Source organism: Bradyrhizobium sp. 956_D2_N1_4, assembly GCF_052076025.1.
In the GTDB taxonomy this organism is placed as follows: Bacteria; Pseudomonadota; Alphaproteobacteria; order Rhizobiales; family Xanthobacteraceae; genus Bradyrhizobium; species Bradyrhizobium barranii.
The window spans coordinates 5,364,717-5,389,737 of the sequence record NZ_CP197237.1 but is presented as its reverse complement, the minus strand read 5'-3'; the positions used below and the strand labels follow the sequence as shown (position 1 = coordinate 5,389,737).

Sequence of the window (25,021 nt, the reverse complement as noted above, 5' to 3'; positions counted from 1 at the left end):
GATCTCAAACTCCAGCAGCCAGCCTGATCGCGGCGCGGATGCGCTGATAGGTGCCGCATCGGCAGACATTCCCCGACATGGCGGCGTTGATGTCGCCATCCGTCGGCTTCGGCATGTCTTTCAGGAGCGCCGCCGCCGACATGATCTGGCCGGATTGGCAGTAACCGCACTGCACCACCTCGAGCTCCAACCACGCCTTCTGCAAGGCTGCGCCCTGCGGCGTCTGGCCGATCGCCTCGATCGTGGTGACCGCGCTGTCCCCAATGCTGTCGATCGTTGTCTGACAGGAGCGGACCGCCTGGCCGTCGACATGCACAGTGCAGGCGCCGCACAGCGCCTGGCCGCAGCCGAACTTGGTTCCGGTCAGGCCGAGTACATCGCGCAGCACCCACAGCAATGGAACGTCACCGTCGACATCGACCTCATGGGGTGTACCGTTGATTTTCAACGTGAATGCCATGCGTGCCTCCTGAGCGCGTTGGGAGTGAGGAGTGAGTGGACGGGCACCCACGCATTGTTAGTCCTCGACAGGATCAAGTCGCCCGATGCGGCCTATTCCGGCAGATGCGACGGATTGAGGTTGCGCGGGGCGTTACTCGATGAATCTCCGATAGCGACGCCCATTGATCGCAGCGCGGGACGAAATCTTCCAATAGCCGGCATGTATGGTTTCCATAGCAGCGGGGAATACTGCTGCGATGGTGCTGTCCGCCAAAGGCATCGCACTGCGCGGCGAGCGGGCGCGGGCTCATTCAGGTTCGACAATTGCTTCCAAGAGCGAAACTGACGCGCGCATTTGGCGCATTGATCGGCGGCTCGAGCGTTTTGAACGAGCTCGCGCATGCGTACCAACGCGAAGGGCTAATAAAGAGGAAGTGAGTAAGCGTCGATAATGATTGATTTGTACCGATCCGTCGAAACAACGCAGATGGTCGAATGACAAGTAAGTCCACGAACAGGTCGATGATGTCAGACATCTTGAAGAAAATCGAAGCCTATAAGCGCGAGGAGATTGCCGCCTCCAAGCGTGCTCATTCTTTCGCGAGCATCGATGCACGCGCCAAGGCGGCGGCGCCACCGCGCGGCTTCGTCCGTGCGATCAAGGAAAAGCATGGCGGCGGTGACTATGCGCTGATTGCTGAGATCAAGAAGGCTTCGCCATCGAAGGGCCTCATCCGCGCCGATTTCGATCCGCCGGCCCTGGCAAAGGCTTACGAGGCCGGGGGCGCGGCCTGCCTCTCGGTGCTGACCGATACTCCGTCGTTCCAGGGGCATCTCGACTTCATGGTTGCGGCACGCGCGGCGACCAATCTGCCGGTGCTGCGCAAGGATTTCATGTTCGACACCTATCAGGTCGTCGAAGCCCGCGCTCACGGCGCGGACTGCATCCTGATCATCATGGCCGCGCTCGATGACGCCGCCGCCAAAGATATTGAGGACGCCGCCATCGCGCTTCAGATGGATGTGCTGGTCGAGATCCACGACCGAGCCGAACTCGAGCGGGCGCTGAAACTCCGCTCGCCGATGGTCGGCGTCAACAATCGCAATCTCCGTACCTTCGAGACCACGCTCGCGACCAGCGAGGCGCTAGCGCCGCTTATCCCGGAGGAGCGGCTGATGGTCGGGGAAAGCGGTATCTTCACGCCGGACGATCTGGCCAGGCTTGAGCGTGTGGGAATGTCGACCTTTCTGGTCGGCGAGAGCCTGATGCGTCAGCCCGATGTGACGGCGGCAACCCGCGCGCTGCTGGTGCGGGACACGCCGGCGACGGCGGCGGGAATACGTTCCAGTCGAGTCGCGCCATCCTCTCAATAAGCGACTGCATGACCAAATTGCGGGAAGATGCGGACCTTCAAAACGGTAATCCAAAGGGGCCTGCGATCGCTGCACGAAGCCGTGTCGGCTCAGGCGACCTCACGCCAGCCGAAGCCGAGGTCGGCAAATGGGGGTAGAGCGGGCCAAAAGAGCTAAGTCTTTACAAGCTCAATGAGATTACAAACGACGAAAATCTAGGGGGTCTGCTGCGGGTCCCCGACTTGAGCCTACCGTTCGACGAGCTGCCGGGTTCAGGCGGACGATCGGAGGGAATATCGCAGATTTGCGTCGTGTGTGGAAAGGCGGTAGCGGTCTCCTGACTCGAACCCCGACGCTAGTCGTTGACGCACCTGCGTTAAGGTGGGTTACGCAGGGGCCGTTGTCGTTAGTAGTGCGACGAATATGAGGGGCAGGTGGAGGCGCGAAGGCGGCTAATGACTCCATGCCTTCATAGTGCCGCGAAGCCACAGCGCCGAGACTTGCCCGGTTAGCTGACCACCGATTGACCACCGAACCGCCCTGAACAAACAGCGATAAAGGTGGTCAACCAGGAGCGAAGTTCACTGTTTTTGTTGAACTTTTCGGTTGCTACTTACGTTCGGGACGCAAGGGGCGCGGGTGCTGGCGGAACGATCAAGCGAATTTACATTTCGGCCATAACGTATTGATTTTGCTAGCGCTGTTCTGGTTGCCTTTTACAGCTAAGTGCCTGAAATCTCTTTTAGAGAATGAGACTCTTAATCAGCGGGTCCCAGGTTCGAGCCCTGGTGCGCCCACCATATCGAAAGCGCTATTCGCGCAGGGTTTTTCCATTTCAGGCGACAGAGCAAAGCGCGTATCGTGCGACGCTTTTGGTGGTCGGACATCGCACCGTGTGTCGACTTGGCGATGTTCGCGAGATGTTCTTGCTGGTTCGCATCACCGTCGCGCTCGTCATCTCGCATGGTCGCCAGTATCGTCCATGACTTGTCGCACGCCCACAAGAGCGTCGCGTTTCGTCGAAGTTGTGACGATTCGCTGGCCGACGTCGAGGATGTCCCTGGCGAGATAGGCGCACAAAAACGCTGCCAGCGCCGTGACCATCATGTAGACCGAGACTGGCCAGCTCGCGTCGCCACTCCACTGCACCAGCAGCGTCGAAATCAGTGGCGTAAAGCCGCCGACGACAGCGCCGCTGACTTCTTTTGCGAAGACGAGACCAGTGTAGCGGATCCGCGTGTCGAACAGCTCCGAATAGAACGCCGCGATGGATCCGGAGATCGATGCGACGCCGAAAGACAAGCCGACGATGCCTCTGTTGATTTCCGAATTACGGAATTTCAAAGAGGTGGCCCGGGCGGAATATGGAAAGACGTCTTACCTAAACAGCGGCGGACTGTTCTGCGGCGCAACACCCTCGCCGGGCCGCTCGATTGCTGCCGCCGCCGTCAAGCGGGCGATGACACAGCGCGCAGATTGACGGACGCGTCTTCATAATCGCGTTTTCGCCGACCCGCATGCTGCTCCTTACCTGCAGCTCCTTGATCTGAATCAGGGAGCATCGCGCCAAATTTGGGATGCTCGGCACACGACGGGGATTGGCTGCCTAGAGGATTTCTACGTAGTGGCTTATACTGATTGCGTGGTCAGTGTGTCGCGGCGGTAGGCTAAATTTATCGGAGAGTTGTCTGCATATGCCAGGAAACTAGCGGTGCGAAAGTTAGCACTGCAGGAAGGCGAGTGTATCATGTCCCTTCAGGAGACACCGGTCAGCCGACATGTTCGAAATGCCTCCGGAGGATCGAGGCATGCGCGCAAGGCGAATTCCGAACGGCTCGCTCTGCAGGAAGAAGTTCATCGTCAAATTGCTTCGGAGCTTCACGATTCAACGTGCCAGCATCTGGTGGCGGCGAGCCTCATTCTGATGCAAGTAAGGAGTGCGCTAGGCGATCCTCTGAAGGCGACGAGACATTGCGATCAGCTCGACATCTCGATCGATCGCGCTATGAAGGAATTGCGGTCTCTCACATATCTGCTTCACCCTCAGGACCTGTTTGAAGGAGGGCTCAGGACGACAATCGAGCAATTCGCAGAAGGGCTCGCAGCCCGAACGCCGCTGAATATTGAGGTCTCGATATCGTCCGCGGTCGACGGCCTGCCATACGGGGCGCAGCGAGCGTTGCTGAGAATTGTTCAGGAGGCCCTGACGAACGTTTACCGCCACGCCAAGGCGACACAGGTCGTCATAACTATCGGGACGAGGGACAGGAAGTTCAAGCTCGAGGTCCGAGACGACGGACAAGGCATGGTCGCTGCAGATGGCGCATGCCGCTTTCGTCCGTGGGCACCCGGAGCGGGAATCCGTATCATGCGAGCTCGATTGCAAGAGATGGGAGGGCAGCTTGAGATATTATCGGCACCCACAACGCTGCGGCGCGGTACCATCCTGCGCGCGACCTTTCCATGCGCTCTTGCGCGCGAGTGAGATGGCCCGGTTGGAGATGCTGCTGAAACGCAGCGCCCATAGCTCGTCCAGGTTCTCTTGCGACAAGATCATCGAGGCAGCCCTCTCATGAAACGAATTCTCATTGCTGATGATCATGATGCTGTTCGATCCGGGCTACGGGCGGTCCTCGAGCAGCGGCCGGGTTGGATGATTGTCGCCGAGGCGTCCGACGGAAGATCGGCATTTGAGGCCGCTCTCAAAGAGCGGCCCGATGTTGCGATCGTCGACTTCTTCATGCCGCGCATGACGGGACTGGAAATAACTCGAGGAATAAAAAAACATCTCCGCGAAACTGAGGTGCTGATCTTTACCGCGCACGAATCCGGAGTGCTGGCTCAAGAGGCGCTTCAGGCGGGTGCGCGCGCGTTCCTGGTCAAGTCGGACGCAAACAAGCTGCTGTTGGCTGCCGTTGAAGCGCTAATGGCACGAAAGCCATTCGTTGGCGGACGATTTTGTGGTCAGTCGGGTCGAGAAGACGAAGCCGGCGAGGGGCATGTGAAGCTGTCTCCGCGGGAGCGGCTCGTTGTCAAGCTCGTGGCCGAGGGGTACAGCAACAAGGGTATCAGCGCGATGCTGAGCTCAAGCGTGAAGACCACGGAAACGCATCGGGCGTCGGCCATGGGAAAACTGGGGGTCAATTCGATAGCTGGACTGGTCCGCTACGCAATCAGAGCTAAATTGATTGAAGAGTGAACGAAATCAGCGGCTGCCGGCCCGCCGCGCTTCGCAACCGATCGCGGCGGTGAAGCAGAGCTGATCGCTGCGGAAGCGCAGCGCTGTCCTTTCCCGTCCGCAAAGGGATCGCGGACGGTCACCTCCACCGCCACCCGCAATGGCGGCGACCGCGATGCCACCAGCAAACCCAACGGCGCCTGCGCGGTCGCGACCGCCCCCAACCGGGGCCATGCGGAGGACCCCACTGCGCCAGCGTTGCGAGATCCGTGGTTATCGCGGCCCGTCCCAGATTTGCGGCGACCGGCATAGCCTCCGCTGACGCAATGAAACGAACGCCGATTGCGCCGACAGCTGCGGCGGCGACGGCGCCCTGCGCAAAACCAAGGAAGGCACGACGTGTGGGAGCGTTCATTGTTCTTCTCTACTTGTTACGCAGTTTCGAGCACGGACTACGGTAGCGGGGAACGGCAACGCCGGCATCCGTCGAAACCCTGAGCAACAGGCTCGCAGTATTCCCGCCGTCCTGGATACTCGGGTCACGTGGTTTGCGCCGGGACCGGTCGTGCCTTCGCGCGCTCGCGCAGGCGTTGAAACGTGACGTAGAGCATCGGCACCATAAAAATCCCGATTGAGCTTGCGGCGAGCATGCCGGCAAAGACAGCGGTCCCGACCGCCCTGCGGCTCAGCTCGGCGGCGCCGGTTGCGAGTACGAGCGGGAGGAGTCCAAGAATGAAGGCAACCGAGGTCATCATTACCGCGCGGAACCGCATATGCGCCCCCTGGATCGCGGCCTCCGCAAGCTCTGTGCCGGCTTCCCGTCGTTCCTTCGCGAATTCCACGATCAGGATGCCGTTCTTGGCGGCAAGCGCGATCAGCACCACGAGGCCAATCTGGCCGTACAGATCGAGATTGAGGCCGGCGATTTTAATACCGATATATGAGCCTAGAACGCCGACAACGACGGAGAGCAGCACCGGGATCGGGATCACCGTGCTCTCATACAGCGCCACCAGGAACAGATAGGCGAACAGCACGGCGAGCGCGAGCACCACCCCGGTTTGTCCTGCTGCCTGTTGCTCCTGATAGGCGGTGCCGGTCCACTCGAAACTGTAACCTGCAGGCAGCACGTTGTTGGAGATCTCTGCCATCGCTGCCATCGCGGTGCCGGACGAGACGCCTGGCGCCGGGCTGCCGTTCACCGTCACTGAACGATAATTGTTGTAGCGGGTAATGACCTGAGGCCCGGTCACGATCTTGATGCCGGCGAGCGACCGCATCGGAACCATCTGACCCGTGCTATTGCGGACATAGATGCGCCAGATATCGGAAAGGTCGGTGCGATCGAGCGCCTCCCCCTGCACGTTGACCTGCCAGGTACGTCCATAGAGGTTGAAATTGTTGACGTAGATGCCGCCCAGCGTCGCCTGAAGGGCCGTGAAGATATCGCTGATGGTCACGCCAAGTGCCTGCGCCTTGCGTCGATCGATGTCGAGATAGATCGATGGATTGGTCGCGGTGAAGGTCGAGAACACTCGCGTCAGCCGCGGATCGGCATTGGCCGCTCCGATCAACGCACCCGTGACACTGGAGATCGCGGCGGGGCTCTGTCCTTCCAGCGCCTGGAGCTGGTACTCGAACCCGCCTGAGGTGGAGAGTCCGATGATCGGCGGCATATTGAACGGCAGTACATTGGCCTGCCGGATTTGCGAGCCGGCTGCGTAAGTCTGCCGGATCAACGCCTGCACCGAATCCGCGGCCGCCTTGCGATCGGCAAACGGCTTGAGGCGCGTCACCACCAGCGCGCTGTTGGGCTCGGACGCCCCGTCAAGCAGGGAGAAACCGATGATGGCCAGAACATGGTCGACGGCCGGCATCTCCTTCAGGACGTCCTCGATCTGTTTGGTGACTTCACTGGTCCGCGCAACGGATGCACCGTCCGGCAACTGCACCGAAGTGAAGAAAGCGCCCTGGTCTTCCTCGGGGAGGAACCCTGTCGGCGTCAGGTGCGACATCCCGAAGATGCCGGCTGCGAACACGGCGACCAGGATGAGCGAGAGACTGGCCACGCGCAGCAGCCGTCGTACGCCGCCGCTATAGCGATCTCGGATCCAGTCAATGCCGCCAAGAACGTGGCCGATCATGCCGCGCCGGGGTCCAGTATGCCGCAGGAACAGCGCGCACAAGGCGGGCGACAAGGTCAGCGCATTCAGTGCCGAAATCATCATGGCGGCGCTGATCGTTACCGCAAATTGCCGAAACAGCGTGCCGGAAATGCCGGGAATGAAGGCGATCGGAACAAAGACGGAGAGCAGCACCAACGTGATCGCGATGATCGGTGCCGTGATCTGCGTCATGGCCTTCTTGCTTGCCTCGACTGGCGAAAGATCCGGTTCCTCCTCCATCACTCGCTCGACGTTCTCCACGACGACGATGGCGTCATCCACGACGATGCCGATGGCGAGCACCATTGCGAGCAGTGACACGGTATTCGCGGAATAGCCAAGCATCAGCAGCACCGCGAAGGTGCCGACCAGGCTGACCGGTACGGCAATGGCTGGTATCACCGTGGCGCGAAGGTTGCCGAGGAACAAATAAACCACGATCACGACCAGGACGAAGGCCTCTCCCAGTGTCCGCAGAACCTCCGAGATGGTGTCCCGTACGAAGCTCGTGGAATCGTACTGCACGAGATAGCTCAACCCCGTCGGGAATCGCTTCGATAGCCGCTGCATCGTGGCCGCGACCGCCTGCGCTGTCGTCACGGCATTGGCGCCCGGCGCCAGATAGATCGCGAGAGGCACCGCGGCGCGCCCGTCGATCCGCGCTTCGCTGTCGAGGTTCTGCGCGCCCATCTCGACCCGGGCGACGTCCTTGACGAGCAGCGTCGAACCATCCGGGTTGGCGCGCAGCACGATATTGGCGAACTGGTCGACCGTCGCGAGCCGCCCCAGGGTCTGGACGTTGAACTGGAATTGCTGGTCGTCGCTGATTGGACGCGCGCCGATGCGGCCGACCGGCGCCTGGACGCTTTGCGTTCGAATTGCCGCGATCACGTCCGAGGGCGTGAGATTGAGGCTGGTCAGCCGCTGCGTATCGAACCAAATCCGCATCGAGTAGTTCATCTTGGCGAACAGGTTAGCTTGGCCAACACCGGGCGTGCTGGAGATCGCGTCGAGTATGTTGATGATCGCGTAGTTGGTGATGAACAGCGGATCTTGCTGGCCGTCGGTACTGTAAAGCACCAGAAATTGCAGGATCGCCGACGATTTCTTTTGCACGGTCACGCCCTGCTGCTGCACCTCGGTGGGCAATTGCGACAGCGCGCTCTGCACCCGGTTGTTAACATTGACGGTGTTGATGTCGGGATCGGTGCCGAGTGCAAACGACACCGTCAGGGTGTAGCTGCCGTCGTTGCCGCTCGTCGATTTCATGTAGAGAGCTCGATCGACGCCGATCACTTGCGCTTCGAGCGGTTGAGCGACGCTGGCCTCCACGACCTCGGCAGACGCGCCGGGAAAGGTCCCGGCAACCGTGACCTGCGGTGGCACAATGTCCGGAAATTGCGCCACCGGGATCCGTGTCAGCGCGAGCGCACCTGCAATGGTGATGATGAAGGCCACGACCATCGCAAGTCGCGGGCGATCGATGAACACGGCGGACATCATGGCTTTTTGTCCCCCGGGCGCGGATCAGTTGAACCGCCATGGTCCGGCTGCGAAGGCGCGTCGCCTGTGCCGGCCTTCATGCTCGACTGGATCAGCGCGCTCGCCGGGCCCGGAGAAACCGCCTGACCCGGACGAACTCTTTGCAGGCCTTCGACGATGACCTTGTCGCCTGCCGCGAGGCCGCTGATGACGGAGGCGATGGTGGGCGTCGATTGCCCCAGCTTGATGCGGCGTTGTTCGGCCTTATCGCCGGCGCCAACGGCGAGGACATAGTCACCCTGCTGGTCGGACAGCACCGCCGAACGCGGGACCGCCAACACTTCGATGGGCTGGACACCTTCCAGCAAGACCGTGACGAACTCGCCGTCAGTCAGTTCGTGAACGGTTACGCCCGCGGCGGACGGCGCGCGCAGGATCGGGTTGGCGATCTCGCCGCGCACGGTGATCGTGTCCGTGTTCTGGGCGATGGTGTTGTCGACAAAATCCAGCTTGCCGGACTTGCCATACATGCGGCCATTGGGCAGCCGCAGCCGGATCACCACGGCTTCCAAGCCTCCCTGCGGACCATAGCGTTCGCGTAGTTCGAGCCCCTGGCGCAACGGCACCGGGAAGGTGACGTACATCGGATCCTGGCTGACGATCGTGGTCAGGACGCCCGAGCTGGGACCGACGACATTGCCTTCGGTCACGGCCGTACGTCCGATCTTGCCGTCGATCGGCGCGCTGATCATGGTGTAATCGAGGTTGATCTGTGACGCATCGACTTGTGCCTGCGCGGCCTGGACCTGGGCTTCCAGGCTGCGTTGGTTGGCGATCGCCGCGTCGTAGGTCGATTGCTGGCCGGCCGGCCCGCTGAGCAGCGTACGCGCCCGGTCGGTCGTCAGCTTGGCGTTCTCGAGCATCGCTCGGAGCTGGGCCACCTGCGCCTGCTTTGACGCGAGATCGGCCTCGAACGGACCGCGCTCAAGCCGGTAAAGCGGGTCGCCCTTCTTGAGCTCGGCACCCTCGACGAACAACCGCTGCTCCAGGAATGCGGTGACGCGAGCCACGACATTGACGCGATTGACCGCCTCGATCCGCCCGAGAAATTCGTTGGTCTCGGTGATCGGTCGTCTGATCGCTTCCACGATGCCGACAGCGGGCGGAGGGCCTGCGGCTGGCTGTGACCAGCCCGTGCCGCCAGCGATGAATGTCAGGAAACCCGCCGCCAGCATCCTGACCGAGACGTCCGCAAGGTCCATTTTCCGCTCCTTGCTCCGGGGGGCGGGACAAGCCGCTATCCCGGTCCGCGCGGGCCGAGTGTCAGGTTCGTAACGCCTGCCGCAAGGTTCAATCCGATCGATCGCTCGATCGACAGAGGCTGGAGCGTAATCGTCCGGCGAGAGCCTCCGATCAGAACGTTCGCTCCGAGACCGGGGCCGAACGCGACATTGCCGCTCGCCCCCACGTAGTTCCCGCGCAGCGTGCCGGGGCCGACGCGCGAGTTCCTGGCGAAGACGGCCCATGAGAGGGTTCCTGCGCTGGTCACGCCGATGTCGAGACCAACGCGCCTGATCCGTCCGTCGTAGACGTACTGCCGGGCCGGGCGTCTCGTGATGAATATACAACGAAGCTCCTGCGCGGAGCCAAGCACCAGCCCAACGCGCGGAGTGCTGGTGCATACGAGCCGGCCGACCCTGAACGCCTCGGCGCGTGCGGGCAGGGCGTCGGCGCACATCAAGGCGGATCCAGAGATGATCGCAAGAAGCAGGTTAATGCGCATTCAGGCCTCCATTTGACTTCCGGTGTCGGTGGGCGAACTCCCTGGGCTGCGATCCTGGCGAAGCCAGAACGTGATGCCGAGGCCGATCAGCAGGACGGCGCCCAACAGGAAGAAGATGATGGATTGCTGTAACCAGGATATCGCCGGAACCGTGACGCCCATCGCAAGGCCGAGGAAGGCAATTTGCGGCGACAGAAGACTGACGCCGGCGAGGAAGGTGCCGAGCGCAAGTAACGTGAGAAGGACGAGGCTGGTTGCCGGCGTCGGCAACAATTGCTGAACGCCTGACACCAGCATGATGTTCATCGTGACCAGGACGGCAACCCAGTGCAGCGCCTGGGTCCAGATCAGTCGCCACCGGGCCTCCTTGCCATCGACCTCCGGCCATTTGTTGATGACGCACACAACGCCGATGGCCAGCGCGAGAAATTCCCAATAGCCAACGAGAGGCTGGTGAGAGGCGTTGGTATAGGCGACGCCCGCGACGGCGAGCACCAGTGCGATGATGTAGGGAAGTTGCTGCCACAGAAAATGTGTCATCCGCGCGTGCGCCGGGGATGGCTCCATTCCATTGTTCCGTTCGGCTCGAATCTCGCTCATGGCGCGCCCATTTGCGACGGTCCCTTGTTGGACATGCGACCGCTGCTATCGCCGAGGTAATCCTCGACGTAGAATCTAATGATCGCGACCCGGCCGACGGCGACCAGCGGCATGGCGAGTGCGATACCCATCACGCCCAGCATTGCGCCCAACAGTACGATCGCGACCAATGTCCATGCGGGAGGAATTTCGACCGCCTGGCGCTGGATCAACGGGCCTATCACATAGCCCTCGATCGATTGAATGATTGTGTAGATGACGACGGCCCAGATCAGCAGCGATGCGCCGAGCGGCATCGCGACAAGCGCGATCGGGATCGCGGCAAGGATGGGTCCCAGATACGGAACGAAGTTGGAAAGGCCCGCCTGCAGCCCAAGCACGAAGGGGCCGGGAAGCCCGATCAGATAGAGCGCGACCCACACGCACAGTGTCATTAGGATGATGCGGATCAGCTGTCCGACGAACCACAGCCGCAGGACGTTTCCCATCTCGTTCATTACGGCGCGTGTTCGGGCGCGATAGGAAGGCTTCGCCAGCATCACCAGACTCTCGCGATGGCTGGTGGGATCAAAGGCGAAGAGGATACCGAGGAACGCGATCACCAGCACACCGGTCAGAAAGCTCGACGCTCTGCCAACGACGAGCTGGGCGTGGCTGAAGAACCGGCCTCGATCGGACAGCAGCCATTGCGCAAAATCGCGCCCCGATTCCGGACCAAGCAGATCGACGCCGTAGGTCAGAAGGCGTTGCTGCAAGACGTCGAACTGGGTGTCCATGACCTTCAGCAGGATGCGTGTTTGCTCCGGCAGCTTGCCGCCTCCCCAGACGAGGCCTAGTCCGACCAAGGTGGTGAGCAGCAGCAGCACGAATGTCAGCCGCCAGACACGATTGAGTGGAATTAGTAGCGCCAGTGCGCGTGCGGCGGCATCCAGAAAGGCAGCAAACAGTACGCCTGCGAAGATGATGAGAAGACTCGAGGCGGTTTGCCATACGAGGAAGAGAGCAACGCAAGTGGCGAGCAGGGCGAGACCCGTTGCGAGAAAGCCGCGCCGCCTGTCGGTCATGCCCTGGTCTGGAGGCTCACGGACCACGACCTCGCGCGGTTGCTCTTGTCCTGTCCTCACGTCGCTCATCGATCGGGTGTCTCGGCGGCGGATTGCAATGACGAACTGTCGCGCCGGGGCTCAGGTGCGAACACGGCGGCTGCCATAATGGGGATGCGAGCCGCCGCGATGACGCCAGTAGCGATGCTTGGTGGGGTTCGTATTCGTATTTGGCGCGGCGGTGCTTGGGGCAGGTGTGGTGACCTGCTTTGGCACGGATGCGGCCGGATCGGTCGTCTGCGCCTGGGAACTGGTCGACTGCGCGGTCGCAATCGATCCGGCAAGGATCAAGGCACCGCAAATGGTCCGGACATTCATGTTTGTCTCCAGCTGACCCACAACAACACTTCAGATCGAGATAGCGCCGACGGCCAACGCATAGACGCGGACGCGTGCGGCGAGCCTCAACCCCGGAGATGAGGTGGGCGGAAGGGGCGAATTTGAACGGGGTAGGCCGGCCACCCTCGGTTACGAGACTAGAGGCAGCTTCTCGGTCGGCGCATCAGGGATTCTATGTAGAGGGCGAGGCAGGAAATCGGTCGACCGCCTCTAATGAGGACTTTCCGATCCGGGCGCGGCGGCCGGGGCGACCAGCACGAAGCTCGCGCGGAACAACTCGCCTGCCTTGGCGAGTTCAGTCGCGATATGCCTGGCGTGCAGAACGGCGGCGTCATGGTCGGCGCACTCGCATCCAATTCCGTCCGGACAAAGGCCGTTTTTGTCGACGATGTGAAAGAAGTAGCGCATGCGAACGGATTAGGACGGTGCGTGACCAGCTTCCAGTGACAAAGGTGTAAGAGTCCAGGCAAAAAGGATGAGAAGCCAGGGGCAACCCAAGGTTACGTTTCGGTAAGTCGCTCTGGCGGATACGGGTATCCCGAGATAGGGTGATATATCTTCCGGCGCTCGGGTGATCATCCGATGTCCCCGCAGGGGCCGGACCGCTAGCTTGGTTTGTTCATGTGAACCAATCCGAGGAGGCAAGCGATGTCGAATTATGATCCGAATCTGACTGCCTCAGGCACTGGTGGCGGCGCGCTAGCGATCGATCCCGGATTGCGCGCCTACATGCTGCGCATCTACAATTATATGGCCGCGGGCGTGGGCCTGACTGCAATTGTGGCGTGGCTGACGTATCAGCTCATGGGTCCCGCATTGCTTGAGAGCCCGTTGATGTGGGTTTTCATCCTGGCGCCACTCGGGCTGGTGTTCTTCATCGGGGCGCGCATCAATACGCTGTCCGTGGAAACGGCGCGCATTCTGTTCTTCGTCTATGCCGCGCTGGTCGGCGTCTCGCTCTCGACGCTGCTGCACATCTACACCAGCGCCTCGATCACGCGCGTGTTCTTCATCGCGGCCGCGATGTTCGGGGCACTCAGCGTCTTCGGCTACACCACGAGGCGCGACCTGTCCGCGGTCGGCAGCTTCCTGTTCATGGGCCTGATCGGCATCATCGTCGCAAGCCTGGTCAATATTTTCCTGAGGTCGACGGGGCTCGATTGGTTGATCTCGATCGTCGGCGTTGGCGTCTTTGCGGGACTTACGGCCTATGATACGCAGCGGATCAAGGCGATGTACGAGAGCAGGGACGATGCGACGACGGCAGGCCGTAAGTCGGTGATCGCGGCACTGTCGCTCTACCTCAACTTCCTCAATCTGTTCATGATGCTGCTGCGCCTGCTCGGCGGTAGGCGGTAGGCGGCTTCAGGCCGCCGGCCGCTCCGCCGCGCTGGCGAGCGCATCGCGCAGGATCTTTTCCTTGGTCTCGTCCAGGGACGTTTTCAACACGACTCCGCCGGCATCCTTGATTTCCTTCAATACCTTGTCTGCCGTCATGTTCTTGATCAGGACGAAGAGCGCGGCGTTGCCGGTGTGGAGCGAAGCGGACAGCTCCTTCATGAAGGAATCGTTGATGCCGAAATCGGACAAGGCGCCTCCAAGCGCGCCGGACGCAGCGCCGACCGCGACACCGATGATCGGATTGAGGAAGAGCACGCCGACCAGGAGTCCCCAGAAGCTGCCGGTAATCGCGCCCGTCGCTGTGGTGTTGACGAGCTGGTTGAGCTTGATGTTGCCGTTCTCGGCCTTGACGGCGATCACGGCGTCACTGATGGTGATCAAATATTCCTTTTGCAGGTTGAGCAGCCGAGTTCGGACTTCTTCGGCCTTTGCTTCGGTCGGGTATACGATCGCAACCAGATCAGACATGGAGACCTCCTGGGCATTCCCGCAGGGACAGCGGGAAGACTGATGCCAACTGCATGGCGCGGAGACTAAACGGCGAATTGCAAGCTCGACATCCGAGAAAACCCTTGGGCGCGGGAGAGAATGTTCCGGATCATTAGAGCAGGGGAATCCCTCGGCCCGATCTGCGCGATCCGGCTGTTCTGAGTCTTCAATTTGCGGCGAACATCGACGCGGCGAGCAGCAGCGACACCAGGAGCAGGGAGATGCCCGCGGCGGACCATTGACGGAGAACTTCGTCGCCTCTTTCGATAAGGCTGCCGAATCTAAGACAGCCGCGCCGGAGCGGACCGACCACTCTCATGAGCGCTTTCCAGGCCGCGGATGAGCCCAGCGGGTGTGGCCACGGGCTGAGCAGGATCGCGAGCGCCGCCCCTCCCAGCACAGGCAGGAGCAATTTGGATAGCGCGTCGATGCCGAACAGCTTCGATGTGGCATCATACGGGACCGGCAAATACGAATCCCAGGGCAGCAAGCCAAGGAACAGAGAACAGAGGGCCAAGGCAAGTGCAGCAAGGTCCCGGCTGAGCGGTGCTGGGCCGATGAGGGTAATCGGCTGGTCTGATGGCGCGAACGCATGGGACAGGACTAGTACGACATAGGCGGTCGTGAACATTCCGCCGGCCTGGAGCACGACGGCCCACCACCACTGCCCCGTCCTCGCCGTGTCCTGGAGCAATAACTCCTTCGCGAGTGACGCTCCGCTCGGTTGAACACCCATCAAGGCGATGCCGCCAATCGCGAACGCCAGGACGCTCAAGGGCAGGGCGCGCGCGACACCTCGCAGCCCGGTGATGCGATCGTGGCCGAGCCCGGTGTAGATTGATCCGACGGCCATGAACATCGCCGCCTTGGCAGTCGCATGGGAAACTGCCTGCAACAGGCCGCCCGCCAGGGCCTGGTCACTTTCGAGCTTCCCGGACGCGCCGAACGCAAGAGGAAACATCAGGAAGAGATATCCAATCTGAGCCAGCGTCGAATATGCAATCAGGAGCTTGAGGCGCTCTTGCCGGAGAGCGACAACGCTTCCGAATAAGATCGCTCCGGTTCCCAGCGCTGCGAGCAATTGTGCGGCAGCCAAGCCGGGCAAACCCGGCATGACGTCGAACCAGAGCCGCACAAGGATGAAGAACGATCCCTTCACGACCAAGGCGGACAGGATCGCGCTAGCTGCGGCCGGTGCGCCGGCGTGAGCGGGCGGCAGCCAGAGGTGCAACGGAAAGAGTGCAGTTTTTGCGAGGAGACCGGTCGTCATCAAGGCTGCCGCGATGAGCACGCCGGAGTCCGCGCTCACGCGATGCGACAACAACTCGATATCAAGGGTGCCGTAGATACCATAGAGCAGCGCGGTGCCCATCAGGTAGAGGACCGAGCCGAGCAGTGCGAAGAGCAGATACCGCAGCGCGGCCCGAAGCGTCTCCGCGCGACCGTCGAGAGAGACCAGAGGCACCGCGGCGAACGTCAGCAATTCCAGCGCAACATACAGCGTGAAGAGGTCTCCCGCGACGAAGATCGTGTTCAGCGCACCCCAGATTGCCAGAAGCAGGATCCAGAATGCGAAAGGTGCGCGCGCTTCGACAGATTGGGGACGAAAATCGGTTGCGGCAAAAATGGCGACCGCGCAGATCACGACCGCCGTCGTCGCGAGCATGACCGCCGACAATCCGTCCGCGCGGAGGGCTACGCCGAGCGGCGGTGGCCAGGCGCCGAGCAGGTAGACGAGGTGGCCGTCGCTCCGCGGCAAGAGCACGAGAACGGCGACAGCAATCGCCAACCCGATCGGTACGACCGTGGAGGCAACCTGCCGGACGTAGCGCTGGCCGAGAGCGAACGCCAGCAAGACGCCCGCGACCGGCACGACGATCGACAGCACCAGCAGGAAGCCGCCGGCGTTGGTCACCAGCGCGGGGGCGGGGGGCAGCATCAGTGACCGGACGGATCGGAGCGCGGGCTAGCCGCCGCCCGACTGTTGAGCGTCGTGGAGCCTGCGATCTGAAAAAGCCGCAGCAACAAGGCTATCGCCAGAGCCGTTGCGGAAAACGCGACCACGACTCCTGTGATCACCAGGGCCTGCGGCACCGGGTCGTTGCCAAAGCCCGCTGCGGCGCCTCGCCGCCCGACGATGCCGAACAGAAGAAACACGCCGCTGCCGAGCAGGTTGAATGCGATGATCTTGCGAAGCGGTTGCGGATTGGCAATCAGGCCGTAGAGCCCGAGCCCGACCGCCGCGGCGGCGCATAGTCCGAAAACCGTCACGGCGCTCATCGCTCAGCGCTCCTTTCAGGTGCACCGGCGAGCAGCAGGCCGAGCGTCGTCGCGATCGTCAGGAGCATCGCGACCTCAATGCTCAGAATTAGCGGCTTGGCGAACGCAACGGGATAGGCAAGGAACGCCGCCCCAAAACAGAGCCCGCCAAGGCCGACGGCAAGGAACAGGCCGGGGCCGCCCACCAGGATGAGACGTAGCCATCGACTGCGCACGGGCGGGGTATCCACCAACCCGGCCATGATCACCAGCAGCCACATCGATGCAAGAACCGCGCCGCCCTGAAATGCTCCGCCGGGGTGATCAGCGCCCGTCCACAGGATGTAAATGCCGACGACGATGCCGGCGGGTGGCAACAGGCGCGCAAGAAAAGCGAGAACACCATTTGGATCAGCCTGGTGGCGTGGTCCGGGACGACCGCCCCAGGCCTGGTCCGACGCAAGCGACCAGACACCGACGATGGCGAGCAGGAGCACGACCTTCTCGAGCATGGTGTCCATTCCGCGGAATGCCATGAGCACGTTGGTGACGGGGTTGGTCATTCCGGTCGCCCCGGCATTCGCGACGACGGCGGGCGCGAGCGTTGGCGCCGGATCGGGCAGCAGCAGGATCGTGACGGCCAGCGCTGCCGCGATCGACGCGGACAGTATGGCCGCGCTCAAGCGCACGATCAGGCTGGGCCCTTCCGTTGTCATCGCCTCGGTATCGCGCAGCCGGGCCGCCGCACCCAACAGCACGACGCCGCCCAGGCCTCCGCCAATTGCAGCCTCGGTCAGCGCGACATCGACGGCGTCAAGACGGACCCAGATCAGCGCAACCAGCAGTCCGTAGGCGATGAAACCGACCGTGGCCGAATAGGTGTCGGGGACGGCGATCGTCCAGATGGCGAGGCCCAGCACCACGGCGGCGAGCGCGATCTCGAACACTGTTGCGATGTTCATTTGCCTGACCCGCTCTGACGTGCCGTGCGCGCGATCAATTGGGAGACGGTGGCGCCCGCGAGCAGCACGAACATCCAGATGCTGATCAGCTTCAGTCCGTCGCGCAGGCCTCCTGTTTGGGGGAGCAGCCCGAGCACGACGAAACCCAGGCCGAGGTTATCGGCCTTGCTGAGCGCGTGCAGACGAGTCAGGGTGTCGGGAAAGCGAAGAAGGCCGACGGTGCCGGCGAAAAAGAAGAATACGCCTGCGGACACTCCCGCAACCGTGATGATGTCGCGTGCGACGCTCATCTGTCCTCCCCCGGATCGGCCCCATCGGTTTCGAGGCGGGAGAGCCCCTTCTTGACGAATGCGATGGATGCGAAAGTGGCGAGCAGTGCCAGTATCAATGCCACGTCGACGGCCGCCGGCACGCCTGTCACGGTGCCGAGCAGCAGCAAGACGGCAATGCCGGCAGTCCCGATCAGTTGCGCCGCCATCATCCGGTCGGCATCTGTCGGGCCACGCAAGATGGAGACCAGCCCGAGCCCCAGCATCGCCAGGATCAAGCCGACTGCGGCAGTGAGGAATTCAGTCATTGTAGAGGGCCCGAACCAACGCCGCTTCCTCCGCGGCAAGTTCGGCAACGACCGGTTGCTCGACGTCGAGACAGTGATAGACGAGCTGCCCGCTCTCCTCCCCGGTTGGCACAGTGCCAGGCAAAAGGCTGGTGAGTGTCGTGAACACGTTCCGTTGCATCCCGCGTGAGAGGCCGGTCGGATAGAACACAAATCCCGGCCGCAGCGGCAGCCGGGGATCGAGCGCGCGGCGTGCGACGTCTACGCCGGCGACCACCGATTGGTATAGGAAAAGCAGCGCCAGGCGGACCATGGCAGGAATTGACCGCCGGGATCTGCTCGGCTCCAGCAGATGCAGGCTTGTCCAGGTTGCTGCCGCGATTGCTGCCGCCGCGGCAGGAATATCTGTCGGATTGGCGCCGGCAAGCACGAGCCAGAGGCAAAGGAAAAATGCGGCTCTGAAAGTCGCAGTTCGCCACGATCCTCCAACCGCGACGACGGCACGCCCATATCGATCACCTGAGGACCCTGTCATCCCGGTTTCCTCGGTTGCTCCCGGATTGTGTCGTCCGGGTCTGCCGTGCTTTGAGGAAGCGCGTTTGCGCGCCCCAGACGAGAATTTAAACGGCGGAGCCGCGGCAGGGGTCGCGACTGCTTCACCTGACGATTGCATCATGCGTCGTGGACGGAACCGGCGACATCGGGTGATTGCCTGATCATGTCTCAGGAATCTGCTGATGGCCGAGCACGGATTCCATCCGGCGCCACCGAGTAGATTTACCGATGTTGACGGCGGACTCCTTCGGCAAAAATGCGGATGGCGGTACCGGGGAAAATGCGACTGCGGACTGAGCAATCCTCCCGGCAAGATCTCACTCCCGGAACGGAACAGGTCATGTTCATGCACGGCAGCCGATCCGCGCCCCGAAACATCCTCACATCGACGCTGGTGACGGCGTTCTCGCTGATGCTGGCAGGATGTGGACGGGAAACCGAAACCAAGGACGCATCTCCGCCGCGGATCGTACGCACAGCGACCGTAGAAAAACGCAAGGTCACAACGCCGCTGACATTCTCCGGACGGGTCGAGGCAGAAGACGAGGTGAATGTCGCATTCCGGATCTCGGGACGATTGTTGAGTAATGACACCAAGATAGGCGACCGGGTCAAGGCCGGCCAGGTGCTGGCACGATTGGAGTCGCAGAATGAACTGAGCACGCTGCGGCAGGCGCAGGCCTCCCTTGCCGCCGCTCAGGGGCAATTGACCCAGGCGCGCAATCACTTCGATCGTCAGGAGACGCTGTTGGCGCAGGGGTGGACCACGCGCGTCAACTATGATGCCGCAACCCAGGCACGGCAAACCGCGCAATCGCAAGTCGATGCGGCCGAAGCGCAACTGAGTTCTGCGCATGACCTCGTTGGTTTCACCGAACTCAAGGCTGATGCACCCGGTGTGATAACAGCCACAGGTCCGGTCGCTGGCGAGGTCGTCCAAGTCGGGCAGATGATCGCCAGGATCGCACGGCAGGACGGTCGCGATGCGATCTTCGATGTCCCCGCTCAATTGATCAGGTCGGCCTCCACCGATCCAGAGATTACTGTCAGCTTGGCTGACGATCCGTCGATAACGGCGCAAGGGCGCATTCGCGAAGTCGCTGCACAGGCCAGTGCTGTGACCCGAACCTTCGAGGTCAAGGTCGGCCTGACGGATCCGCCAGCCGCGATGCGGTTGGGTGCGTCAGTAATAGGGCGAGTGAGTACCACTGCAGGGCCGATGATCGATATTCCATCTTCCGCGCTGACCAGGATGAACGAGCAGCCCGCCGTATGGGTCGTCGACCCGGCCACCGCCACGGTCGCGGTGCGCAATGTGGACGTGCTGCGATTCGATGAAGCGCAGGCCATCATTTCCCAGGGGCTCGACATCGGCGAAATAGTTGTCACCGCCGGCGTTCAGGCGTTGCATCCGGGTCAGAAGGTCCGGATTCTTGGATCCGAGCCATGAGCGGAATTAATCTTTCCGACTGGGCTCTGAAACACCGTTCGCTGGTCGTCTATATGATGATGATTGCGGTGGTCGGGGGAGCGCTGTCCTATTTCCGGTTGGGGCGCAACGAAGATCCCGCCTTCATCATCAAGACCATGGTCGTCCAGGCCGCGTGGCCCGGCGCAACTGTGGAAGAGACGATGAAGCAGGTGACTGAGCGCCTCGAACGTCACTTGCAGGAAACACCGCATCTGGACTTCCTGCGGAGCTTCACAAGAGCCGGTGTCGCGACCGTCTTTGTAAATCTGAAGGGGAGCGCGAATGCGAAACAGGTAGCCGACACCTGGTACCACGTACGAAAGACGATCGGAGACATGCGTCATACACTACCCGCAGGCGTGATCGGGCCGGGATTTAATGACGAATTCGGTGATACGTTCGGCATCATCTATGGCTTTACCAGTGACGGCTTCACTCAGCGTGAGTTGCGCGATCGGGTCGAGGACATCCGCTCAAGGCTGCTTCTCGTACCTGACGTGTCAAAGATTGAGCTTCTGGGCGAACAGGATGAAGTGATCTTCGTCGAGTTCTCCACGAAGGAGCTCGCGGCCCTCGGAATTGATCGGTCCGCTCTTATTGCGGCGCTCCAGTCGCAGAACATCGTGCGTCCGGCAGGAACGATTCAGACCGGCTTGGAAAGCATCTCGATTCGGGTATCAGGCAGCTTCCAGTCGGAGCAGGACATCGCCAACATCAATTTTTCCGCCGGCGGCCGCATGCTTCGCCTGAGCGATATTGCGCAGGTGCGACGCGGCTACACGGATCCGCCCCAGCCGATGTTTCGGATCAATGGCAAACCGGCAATAGGCCTTGCAATCGCCATGCGGGATGGCGGCGACATTCTCGCGCTCGGCGCCAATATCAGAAAGGCAATGGCGCAAATCACCGCGGATTTACCCATTGGAATCGAGCCCAGCCTGGTCGCGGACCAGCCTGTTGTCGTCGACCAGGCGATCCGCGAGTTTACGGTCTCGCTGATGCAGGCGATCGGCATCATCATGGTGGTGAGTTTCATCAGCCTGGGCGTACGACCCGGCTTGATCATCGCGCTGGCCATACCGTTCACGCTGGCGATCGTGTTTCCGATCATGGGACTTCTCAGCATCGATATGCAGCGAATATCGCTTGGCGCGCTCATCATTGCGCTCGCATTGCTGGTCGACGATGCGATGACCACGACCGATGCGACGCTCAGTCGGCTCGCAGAGGGCGCCAGTAAGATCGAGGCGGCAACTTTCGCATATCGGACCCATGCAATGGCGATGCTCGCGGGCACGCTGGTGACGATAGCGGGCTTTATACCGGTCGGCTTTGCCGCGAGTTCCGCCGGTGAATACACGTTCTCGCTCTTCGCCGTGGTCACGATCGCACTGCTGGTTTCCTGGTTCGTTGCGGTCATTTTCACGCCACTGCTCGGAGCAGCGATCCTTGTTCCGCCGAAGCAGACAAGTACGGCGGATCCGGGCAGGATCTTCCGCATGTATCGGAGTTTCCTGACTTTCGCGATGCGCGCGAAATGGCTGACGATCGCGATCTCCTTGGCGCTCTTCGTTTGTTCGGTGCTTGCGCTGCCGCTCATCCCGCGACAGTTCTTTCCATCGTCGGACCGTCCCGAATTGCTCGTGGACCTGAGCTTGCCGCAGAACTCGTCAATCCACGCGAGCGAGGCTGCGGCAAAGCGCCTGGATGCTGCCCTTTCGACCGATGCCGATGTGGCGCGGTGGAGCACCTATGTCGGGCGCGGCGCCATCCGCTTCTATTTGCCCCTTAATGTTCAACTCCCGAACGATTTCTTCACGCAGGCCGTGGTGATCGCCAAGGATGTCGCTGCACGCGAGCGCCTGCATTCCAAGCTCGAAAAGCTGCTCGCGCAGGAGTTTCCTAACGCGATTGCGTTCGTTTCTCCGCTTGAGCTCGGACCGCCGGTTGGATGGCCGGTGCAGTATCGGGTCAGTGGGCCCGACGTGGAACGGGTGCGCGAAATCGCGCTCAAAGTCGGACAGATCGTAGCCTCCAGTCCGGACACCAAGCAGGTGAATTTCGATTGGATGGAACCCAATCGCCAAGTGCGTATTCGCGTGGACCAGAACGAGGCTCGCCTTCTCGGCCTCAGTTCGCAAGCGATCGCGACAGTCCTGAATACGGTCATATCCGGCACACCCATTACCCAGGTTCGCGACGATATCTATCTGGTCAATGTGGTGGCGCGCGCGACCAACGAGCAGAGGGGCTCGCTGGACGGTCTGCGCAACTTGCAGGTGGCGCTGCCGGGTGGGCAGACTGTTCCTCTCAGCCAGTTCGCCTCCTTCGAATATGACCAGGAGTTTCCGCTCGTCTGGCGGCGCGACCGCATTCCGACCCTGACGGTTCAGGCTGCCATTGCCGGTGACAAGCTGCCGGAGAGCGTGGTTACGTCTCTCTCGATGGCGATCGAGAACTTCAGAAAGAGCCTTCCTTCGGGGTACAGCGTCGTCGTGGGTGGTACCGTGGAGGAAAGTCAGAAGTCGCAGGCGTCTGTGCTGGCAGTGGTGCCGGTGATGCTGTTCGTCATGTTTACCGTCCTCATGGTGCAGCTCCAGAGCTTTCCGAGACTGTTCATGGTGCTCAGTGTGGCGCCGCTCGGCCTTATCGGCGTGGTTGCAGCGTTGATGCTGTCCGGCAGGCCCCTGGGTTTTGTCGCCATTCTCGGCGTGCTCGCGCTGCTGGGCATGATCAGCAAGAACGCGGTCATTCTCATCGGTCAGATCGACGCCGAACGCGCTTTGGGCAAGACGGCCTGGGACGCTGCGGTGGATGCCAGCAGCTCCCGTTTTCGGCCGATCATGTTGACGGCCGTATCGACTGTTCTCGGGATGATTCCAATCGCGCCAACAGTATTCTGGGGACCGATGGCATTCGCGATCATGGGCGGACTCCTGGTCGCCACCGTTCTGACGCTGGTCTTCCTGCCGACCCTGTATGTAGCCTGGTTTGCGCGGGACGAGAAAGAGCAACCGTCCGCGGGATCGCACCCGGCCTGACGGCCGCTAAAATCGGAGCAGCCAAGGCACCAGCGCCAGAGTCGTTACCATCACGACGACGGTAAAAGGGACACCAATCTTCAAGAAATCGCCGAAACCGTAATTGCCCGGTCCGACCACCAAGGTGTTCACCGGCGAAGACACAGGCGTCATGAAGGCGGCCGAGGCCGCGATGGCGATAGTCATCGCGAAGGGATACGGCGAGGCGCCGATGTCCTTCGCGACAGCGAGCGCTACTGGCGCCATGAGCACCGCGGTTGCCGTATTCGAGATGAACAGGCCAAGGGCAGCCGTGATCACGAAGAGCAGCGCCAACAGCACTCGCGGTGATGCCTCGCCCGCAAGATGCGTCACCGCGTCGGCGGCGAGATCGACGCCACCGGTTCGTTGCAGCGCCAGCGAAAAGGGCAGCATGCCGACAATAAGAACCAGGCTCTTCCAGTTGATCGAGGCATAGGCGCTGTTGAAATCCACGCAGCCCAGCAACCCCATAAGCAAGCAGCCGATCAGAACCGCGTGCACGTTCGGCACCAGACCGCTGACCATCATACCGACCGTCAAAGCCAGCACCGCCAGAGCCTGAGGTGCGAGGTTCGCGGCCGGGAGAACCTCTTTGTGCTCGGTCGGTAGGTTCAGGACGACAAGATCCGAGAATTCGGATCGCAGCTTGCGGATGTCAGACCAGAAGCCGGTCAGCAGAAGGGTGTCACCGACCTTCAAGGTCTCATCGAGCAGCCCCTGGCTCACGACCTCGCGACCGTGCCGCAACCCCAGCACCGTCAATCCCATTTCGCTGCGCACCCGCGCTTGCAAAATGCTCTGGCCAATCAGCTTGGACTCCGCCGGGACGATGACTTCGACCATGCCGATCTCCTGCGAACGATCGGTGAAGTAGCCGCAATCGCCCAAAGGGAGCTTTTCGACCATATAGTCATTCAGCATCCGGTTGGTTTCGGCAGGGGGCGCGATGACGTCGAGCAGCAAGATCTGCCCCGCGGCGAGCTCGGTCCTTGCGTTCGGGCGGATCGCCTCGGACCCGAAGCGGCCGGGAAGCTCGATGGCGAGCAGATTTACGCCACTGTTCCGGAGCGGGAGTTCTTCCAGGCGCTTGCCGACCAGCGGCGAGTCAGTCAGCACGCGTACGCGCAAGGCGCGATCGGTGAGGCCATACTGCGTTACCCAATCAAGCAAGTTCGGCTGACGGCGCTCGCCGTCCACACGCTTGGCGGAGACGGGCAGAAACCGCCGCGCGAACAGCATATAGGCAATGCCGAGCGCCAGGAATGTGAGTCCAAAGGGCGTGAAGCTGAAAAAGCCGAAGCCTGCCGCACCCTGGCGGATCAGCTCGGCGTTGACCACGAGATTCGGCGCCGTCGCAACGAGGGTGAGCATGCCGCTGATCAGGGCCGCAAAGCTCAAGGGCATCATCAGCTGGCTCGGCGCGGCACCCGTGTTCTGACAGATGCGCAGCACGACCGGGATGAAGATGGCCACCACGGCCGTCGAACTCATGAATGCACCGAGCCCGCTGACCGCGAGCATCAGCAGCACCAGCATGCGCGTCTCGCTACTGCCGGCAGTCGCATTCAGCCAGTCGCCGAGGCGACGCGCCACGCCGGTGCGCACCAGCCCTTCTCCGATCACGAAGAGACCTGCGATCAGCACGATGCTGGGATCACTGAACCCCGCCAGTGCCTCGTTGATGGTAATCACCCCAGTAAATGGCATGATCACGATCATCAGCAGCGCGACCGCATCCATGCGCGGGCGATTGGCCATAAACATCACGATCGCGGCCGCAAGCAGCAGAAGAACCAAAGCAAGATTGGTGTTCATACGGAAA

Annotated in this window: 24 protein-coding genes; 7 read left to right on the top strand and 17 right to left on the bottom strand. The window is 61.6% G+C overall.

The window, feature by feature from the left end; genetic code table 11:
- Positions 1-4 precede the first annotated feature (4 nt).
- Complete coding sequence (locus AB7535_RS25580) at positions 5-460, bottom strand: (2Fe-2S)-binding protein (protein WP_166100991.1); 456 nt, start codon at positions 458-460, stop codon at positions 5-7.
- 506 nt (positions 461-966) lie between these two features.
- On the opposite strand from AB7535_RS25580, the gene trpC reads away from it, so the two are divergent.
- The gene (trpC, locus tag AB7535_RS25575; RefSeq protein ID WP_439037365.1) at positions 967-1,815 is read left to right on the top strand and encodes an indole-3-glycerol phosphate synthase TrpC; all 849 of its coding nucleotides are present in this window, start codon (positions 967-969) and stop codon (positions 1,813-1,815) included.
- 933 nt (positions 1,816-2,748) lie between these two features.
- Here trpC and AB7535_RS25570 read toward each other — a convergent pair.
- The gene (locus tag AB7535_RS25570) at positions 2,749-3,096 is read right to left on the bottom strand and encodes a hypothetical protein (RefSeq protein WP_439037092.1); all 348 of its coding nucleotides are present in this window, start codon (positions 3,094-3,096) and stop codon (positions 2,749-2,751) included.
- On the opposite strand from AB7535_RS25570, the gene AB7535_RS25565 reads away from it, so the two are divergent.
- From AB7535_RS25565 to AB7535_RS25555, 3 genes are all read left to right on the top strand, one after another.
- A complete protein-coding gene (locus AB7535_RS25565) occupies positions 3,062-3,274 on the top strand; it encodes a hypothetical protein (RefSeq protein WP_155795007.1) in 213 nt (70 codons plus the stop codon). The genes AB7535_RS25570 and AB7535_RS25565 overlap by 35 nt on opposite strands.
- A gap of 267 nt (positions 3,275-3,541) precedes the next feature.
- Positions 3,542-4,279, top strand: coding sequence for a sensor histidine kinase (locus AB7535_RS25560; RefSeq protein WP_354115939.1), 738 nt, complete (start codon positions 3,542-3,544; stop codon positions 4,277-4,279).
- A gap of 87 nt (positions 4,280-4,366) precedes the next feature.
- Entirely contained in the window at positions 4,367-4,993 is a 627-nt protein-coding gene (locus AB7535_RS25555; RefSeq protein ID WP_063981767.1) for a response regulator, read from the top strand.
- Positions 4,994-5,511: 518 nt separating this feature from the next.
- Here AB7535_RS25555 and AB7535_RS25550 read toward each other — a convergent pair.
- The 7 genes from AB7535_RS25550 to AB7535_RS25520 form a co-directional block, all read right to left on the bottom strand.
- Complete coding sequence (locus AB7535_RS25550) at positions 5,512-8,640, bottom strand: efflux RND transporter permease subunit (RefSeq protein WP_439037091.1); 3,129 nt, start codon at positions 8,638-8,640, stop codon at positions 5,512-5,514.
- Entirely contained in the window at positions 8,637-9,881 is a 1,245-nt protein-coding gene (locus AB7535_RS25545; protein WP_247303817.1) for an efflux RND transporter periplasmic adaptor subunit, read from the bottom strand. Before AB7535_RS25545 ends, AB7535_RS25550 begins: the two co-directional genes overlap by 4 nt.
- Before the next feature lie 35 nt (positions 9,882-9,916).
- Entirely contained in the window at positions 9,917-10,402 is a 486-nt protein-coding gene (locus tag AB7535_RS25540; RefSeq protein ID WP_071911293.1) for a DUF992 domain-containing protein, read from the bottom strand.
- Complete coding sequence (locus AB7535_RS25535; protein ID WP_063981771.1) at positions 10,403-11,002, bottom strand: hypothetical protein; 600 nt, start codon at positions 11,000-11,002, stop codon at positions 10,403-10,405. It lies immediately after the preceding gene.
- On the bottom strand, positions 10,999-12,135 hold the full coding sequence (locus AB7535_RS25530) for an AI-2E family transporter (protein WP_439037090.1): 1,137 nt from the start codon (positions 12,133-12,135) through the stop codon (positions 10,999-11,001). The genes AB7535_RS25535 and AB7535_RS25530 overlap by 4 nt, the downstream gene beginning before the upstream one ends.
- Before the next feature lie 51 nt (positions 12,136-12,186).
- Positions 12,187-12,423 (bottom strand): hypothetical protein, encoded by a 237-nt coding sequence (locus AB7535_RS25525; protein ID WP_071911297.1) that lies wholly within the window; start codon positions 12,421-12,423, stop codon positions 12,187-12,189.
- A gap of 231 nt (positions 12,424-12,654) precedes the next feature.
- A complete protein-coding gene (locus AB7535_RS25520) occupies positions 12,655-12,852 on the bottom strand; it encodes a DUF6894 family protein (RefSeq protein ID WP_439037089.1) in 198 nt (65 codons plus the stop codon).
- A 240-nt stretch (positions 12,853-13,092) separates the two neighbouring features.
- Between AB7535_RS25520 and AB7535_RS25515 the strand changes: the two genes are divergently transcribed.
- On the top strand, positions 13,093-13,803 hold the full coding sequence (locus AB7535_RS25515; protein WP_063981774.1) for a Bax inhibitor-1/YccA family protein: 711 nt from the start codon (positions 13,093-13,095) through the stop codon (positions 13,801-13,803).
- A 6-nt stretch (positions 13,804-13,809) separates the two neighbouring features.
- Here the strand turns inward: AB7535_RS25515 and AB7535_RS25510 are convergent, their stop codons facing one another.
- The 7 genes from AB7535_RS25510 to AB7535_RS25480 all read right to left on the bottom strand — a co-directional run bounded on the left by AB7535_RS25510 (position 13,810) and on the right by AB7535_RS25480 (position 18,646).
- Complete coding sequence (locus AB7535_RS25510) at positions 13,810-14,313, bottom strand: DUF1269 domain-containing protein (protein WP_439037088.1); 504 nt, start codon at positions 14,311-14,313, stop codon at positions 13,810-13,812.
- A gap of 187 nt (positions 14,314-14,500) precedes the next feature.
- Positions 14,501-16,249, bottom strand: a complete 1,749-nt coding sequence (locus AB7535_RS25505; RefSeq protein ID WP_439037087.1) for a complex I subunit 5 family protein — start codon at positions 16,247-16,249, stop codon at positions 14,501-14,503.
- 23 nt (positions 16,250-16,272) lie between these two features.
- Positions 16,273-16,614, bottom strand: a complete 342-nt coding sequence (locus tag AB7535_RS25500; RefSeq protein ID WP_014493399.1) for an NADH-quinone oxidoreductase subunit K — start codon at positions 16,612-16,614, stop codon at positions 16,273-16,275.
- Positions 16,611-17,540, bottom strand: a complete 930-nt coding sequence (locus AB7535_RS25495) for an MnhB domain-containing protein (RefSeq protein ID WP_439037086.1) — start codon at positions 17,538-17,540, stop codon at positions 16,611-16,613. The genes AB7535_RS25500 and AB7535_RS25495 overlap by 4 nt, the downstream gene beginning before the upstream one ends.
- An 11-nt stretch (positions 17,541-17,551) precedes the next feature.
- A complete protein-coding gene (locus AB7535_RS25490; protein WP_028152034.1) occupies positions 17,552-17,845 on the bottom strand; it encodes a cation:proton antiporter in 294 nt (97 codons plus the stop codon).
- Positions 17,842-18,132, bottom strand: coding sequence for a monovalent cation/H+ antiporter complex subunit F (locus AB7535_RS25485; protein WP_071911305.1), 291 nt, complete (start codon positions 18,130-18,132; stop codon positions 17,842-17,844). Before AB7535_RS25485 ends, AB7535_RS25490 begins: the two co-directional genes overlap by 4 nt.
- Positions 18,125-18,646, bottom strand: coding sequence for a Na+/H+ antiporter subunit E (locus tag AB7535_RS25480; RefSeq protein WP_166343463.1), 522 nt, complete (start codon positions 18,644-18,646; stop codon positions 18,125-18,127). The genes AB7535_RS25485 and AB7535_RS25480 overlap by 8 nt, the downstream gene beginning before the upstream one ends.
- Positions 18,647-19,012: 366 nt before the next feature.
- Here AB7535_RS25480 and AB7535_RS25475 point away from each other — a divergent pair, with 366 nt between their 5' ends.
- Positions 19,013-20,116 carry an efflux RND transporter periplasmic adaptor subunit gene (locus tag AB7535_RS25475; RefSeq protein ID WP_063986176.1) on the top strand — a complete coding sequence of 368 codons (1,104 nt, stop codon included), beginning with the start codon at positions 19,013-19,015 and terminating at the stop codon, positions 20,114-20,116.
- Positions 20,113-23,178, top strand: coding sequence for an efflux RND transporter permease subunit (locus tag AB7535_RS25470; protein ID WP_439037085.1), 3,066 nt, complete (start codon positions 20,113-20,115; stop codon positions 23,176-23,178). Before AB7535_RS25475 ends, AB7535_RS25470 begins: the two co-directional genes overlap by 4 nt.
- Positions 23,179-23,184: 6 nt before the next feature.
- Here AB7535_RS25470 and AB7535_RS25465 read toward each other — a convergent pair whose 3' ends face one another.
- Positions 23,185-25,014, bottom strand: coding sequence for an SLC13 family permease (locus tag AB7535_RS25465; protein WP_439037084.1), 1,830 nt, complete (start codon positions 25,012-25,014; stop codon positions 23,185-23,187).
- Between the last annotated feature and the right edge of the window lie 7 nt (positions 25,015-25,021).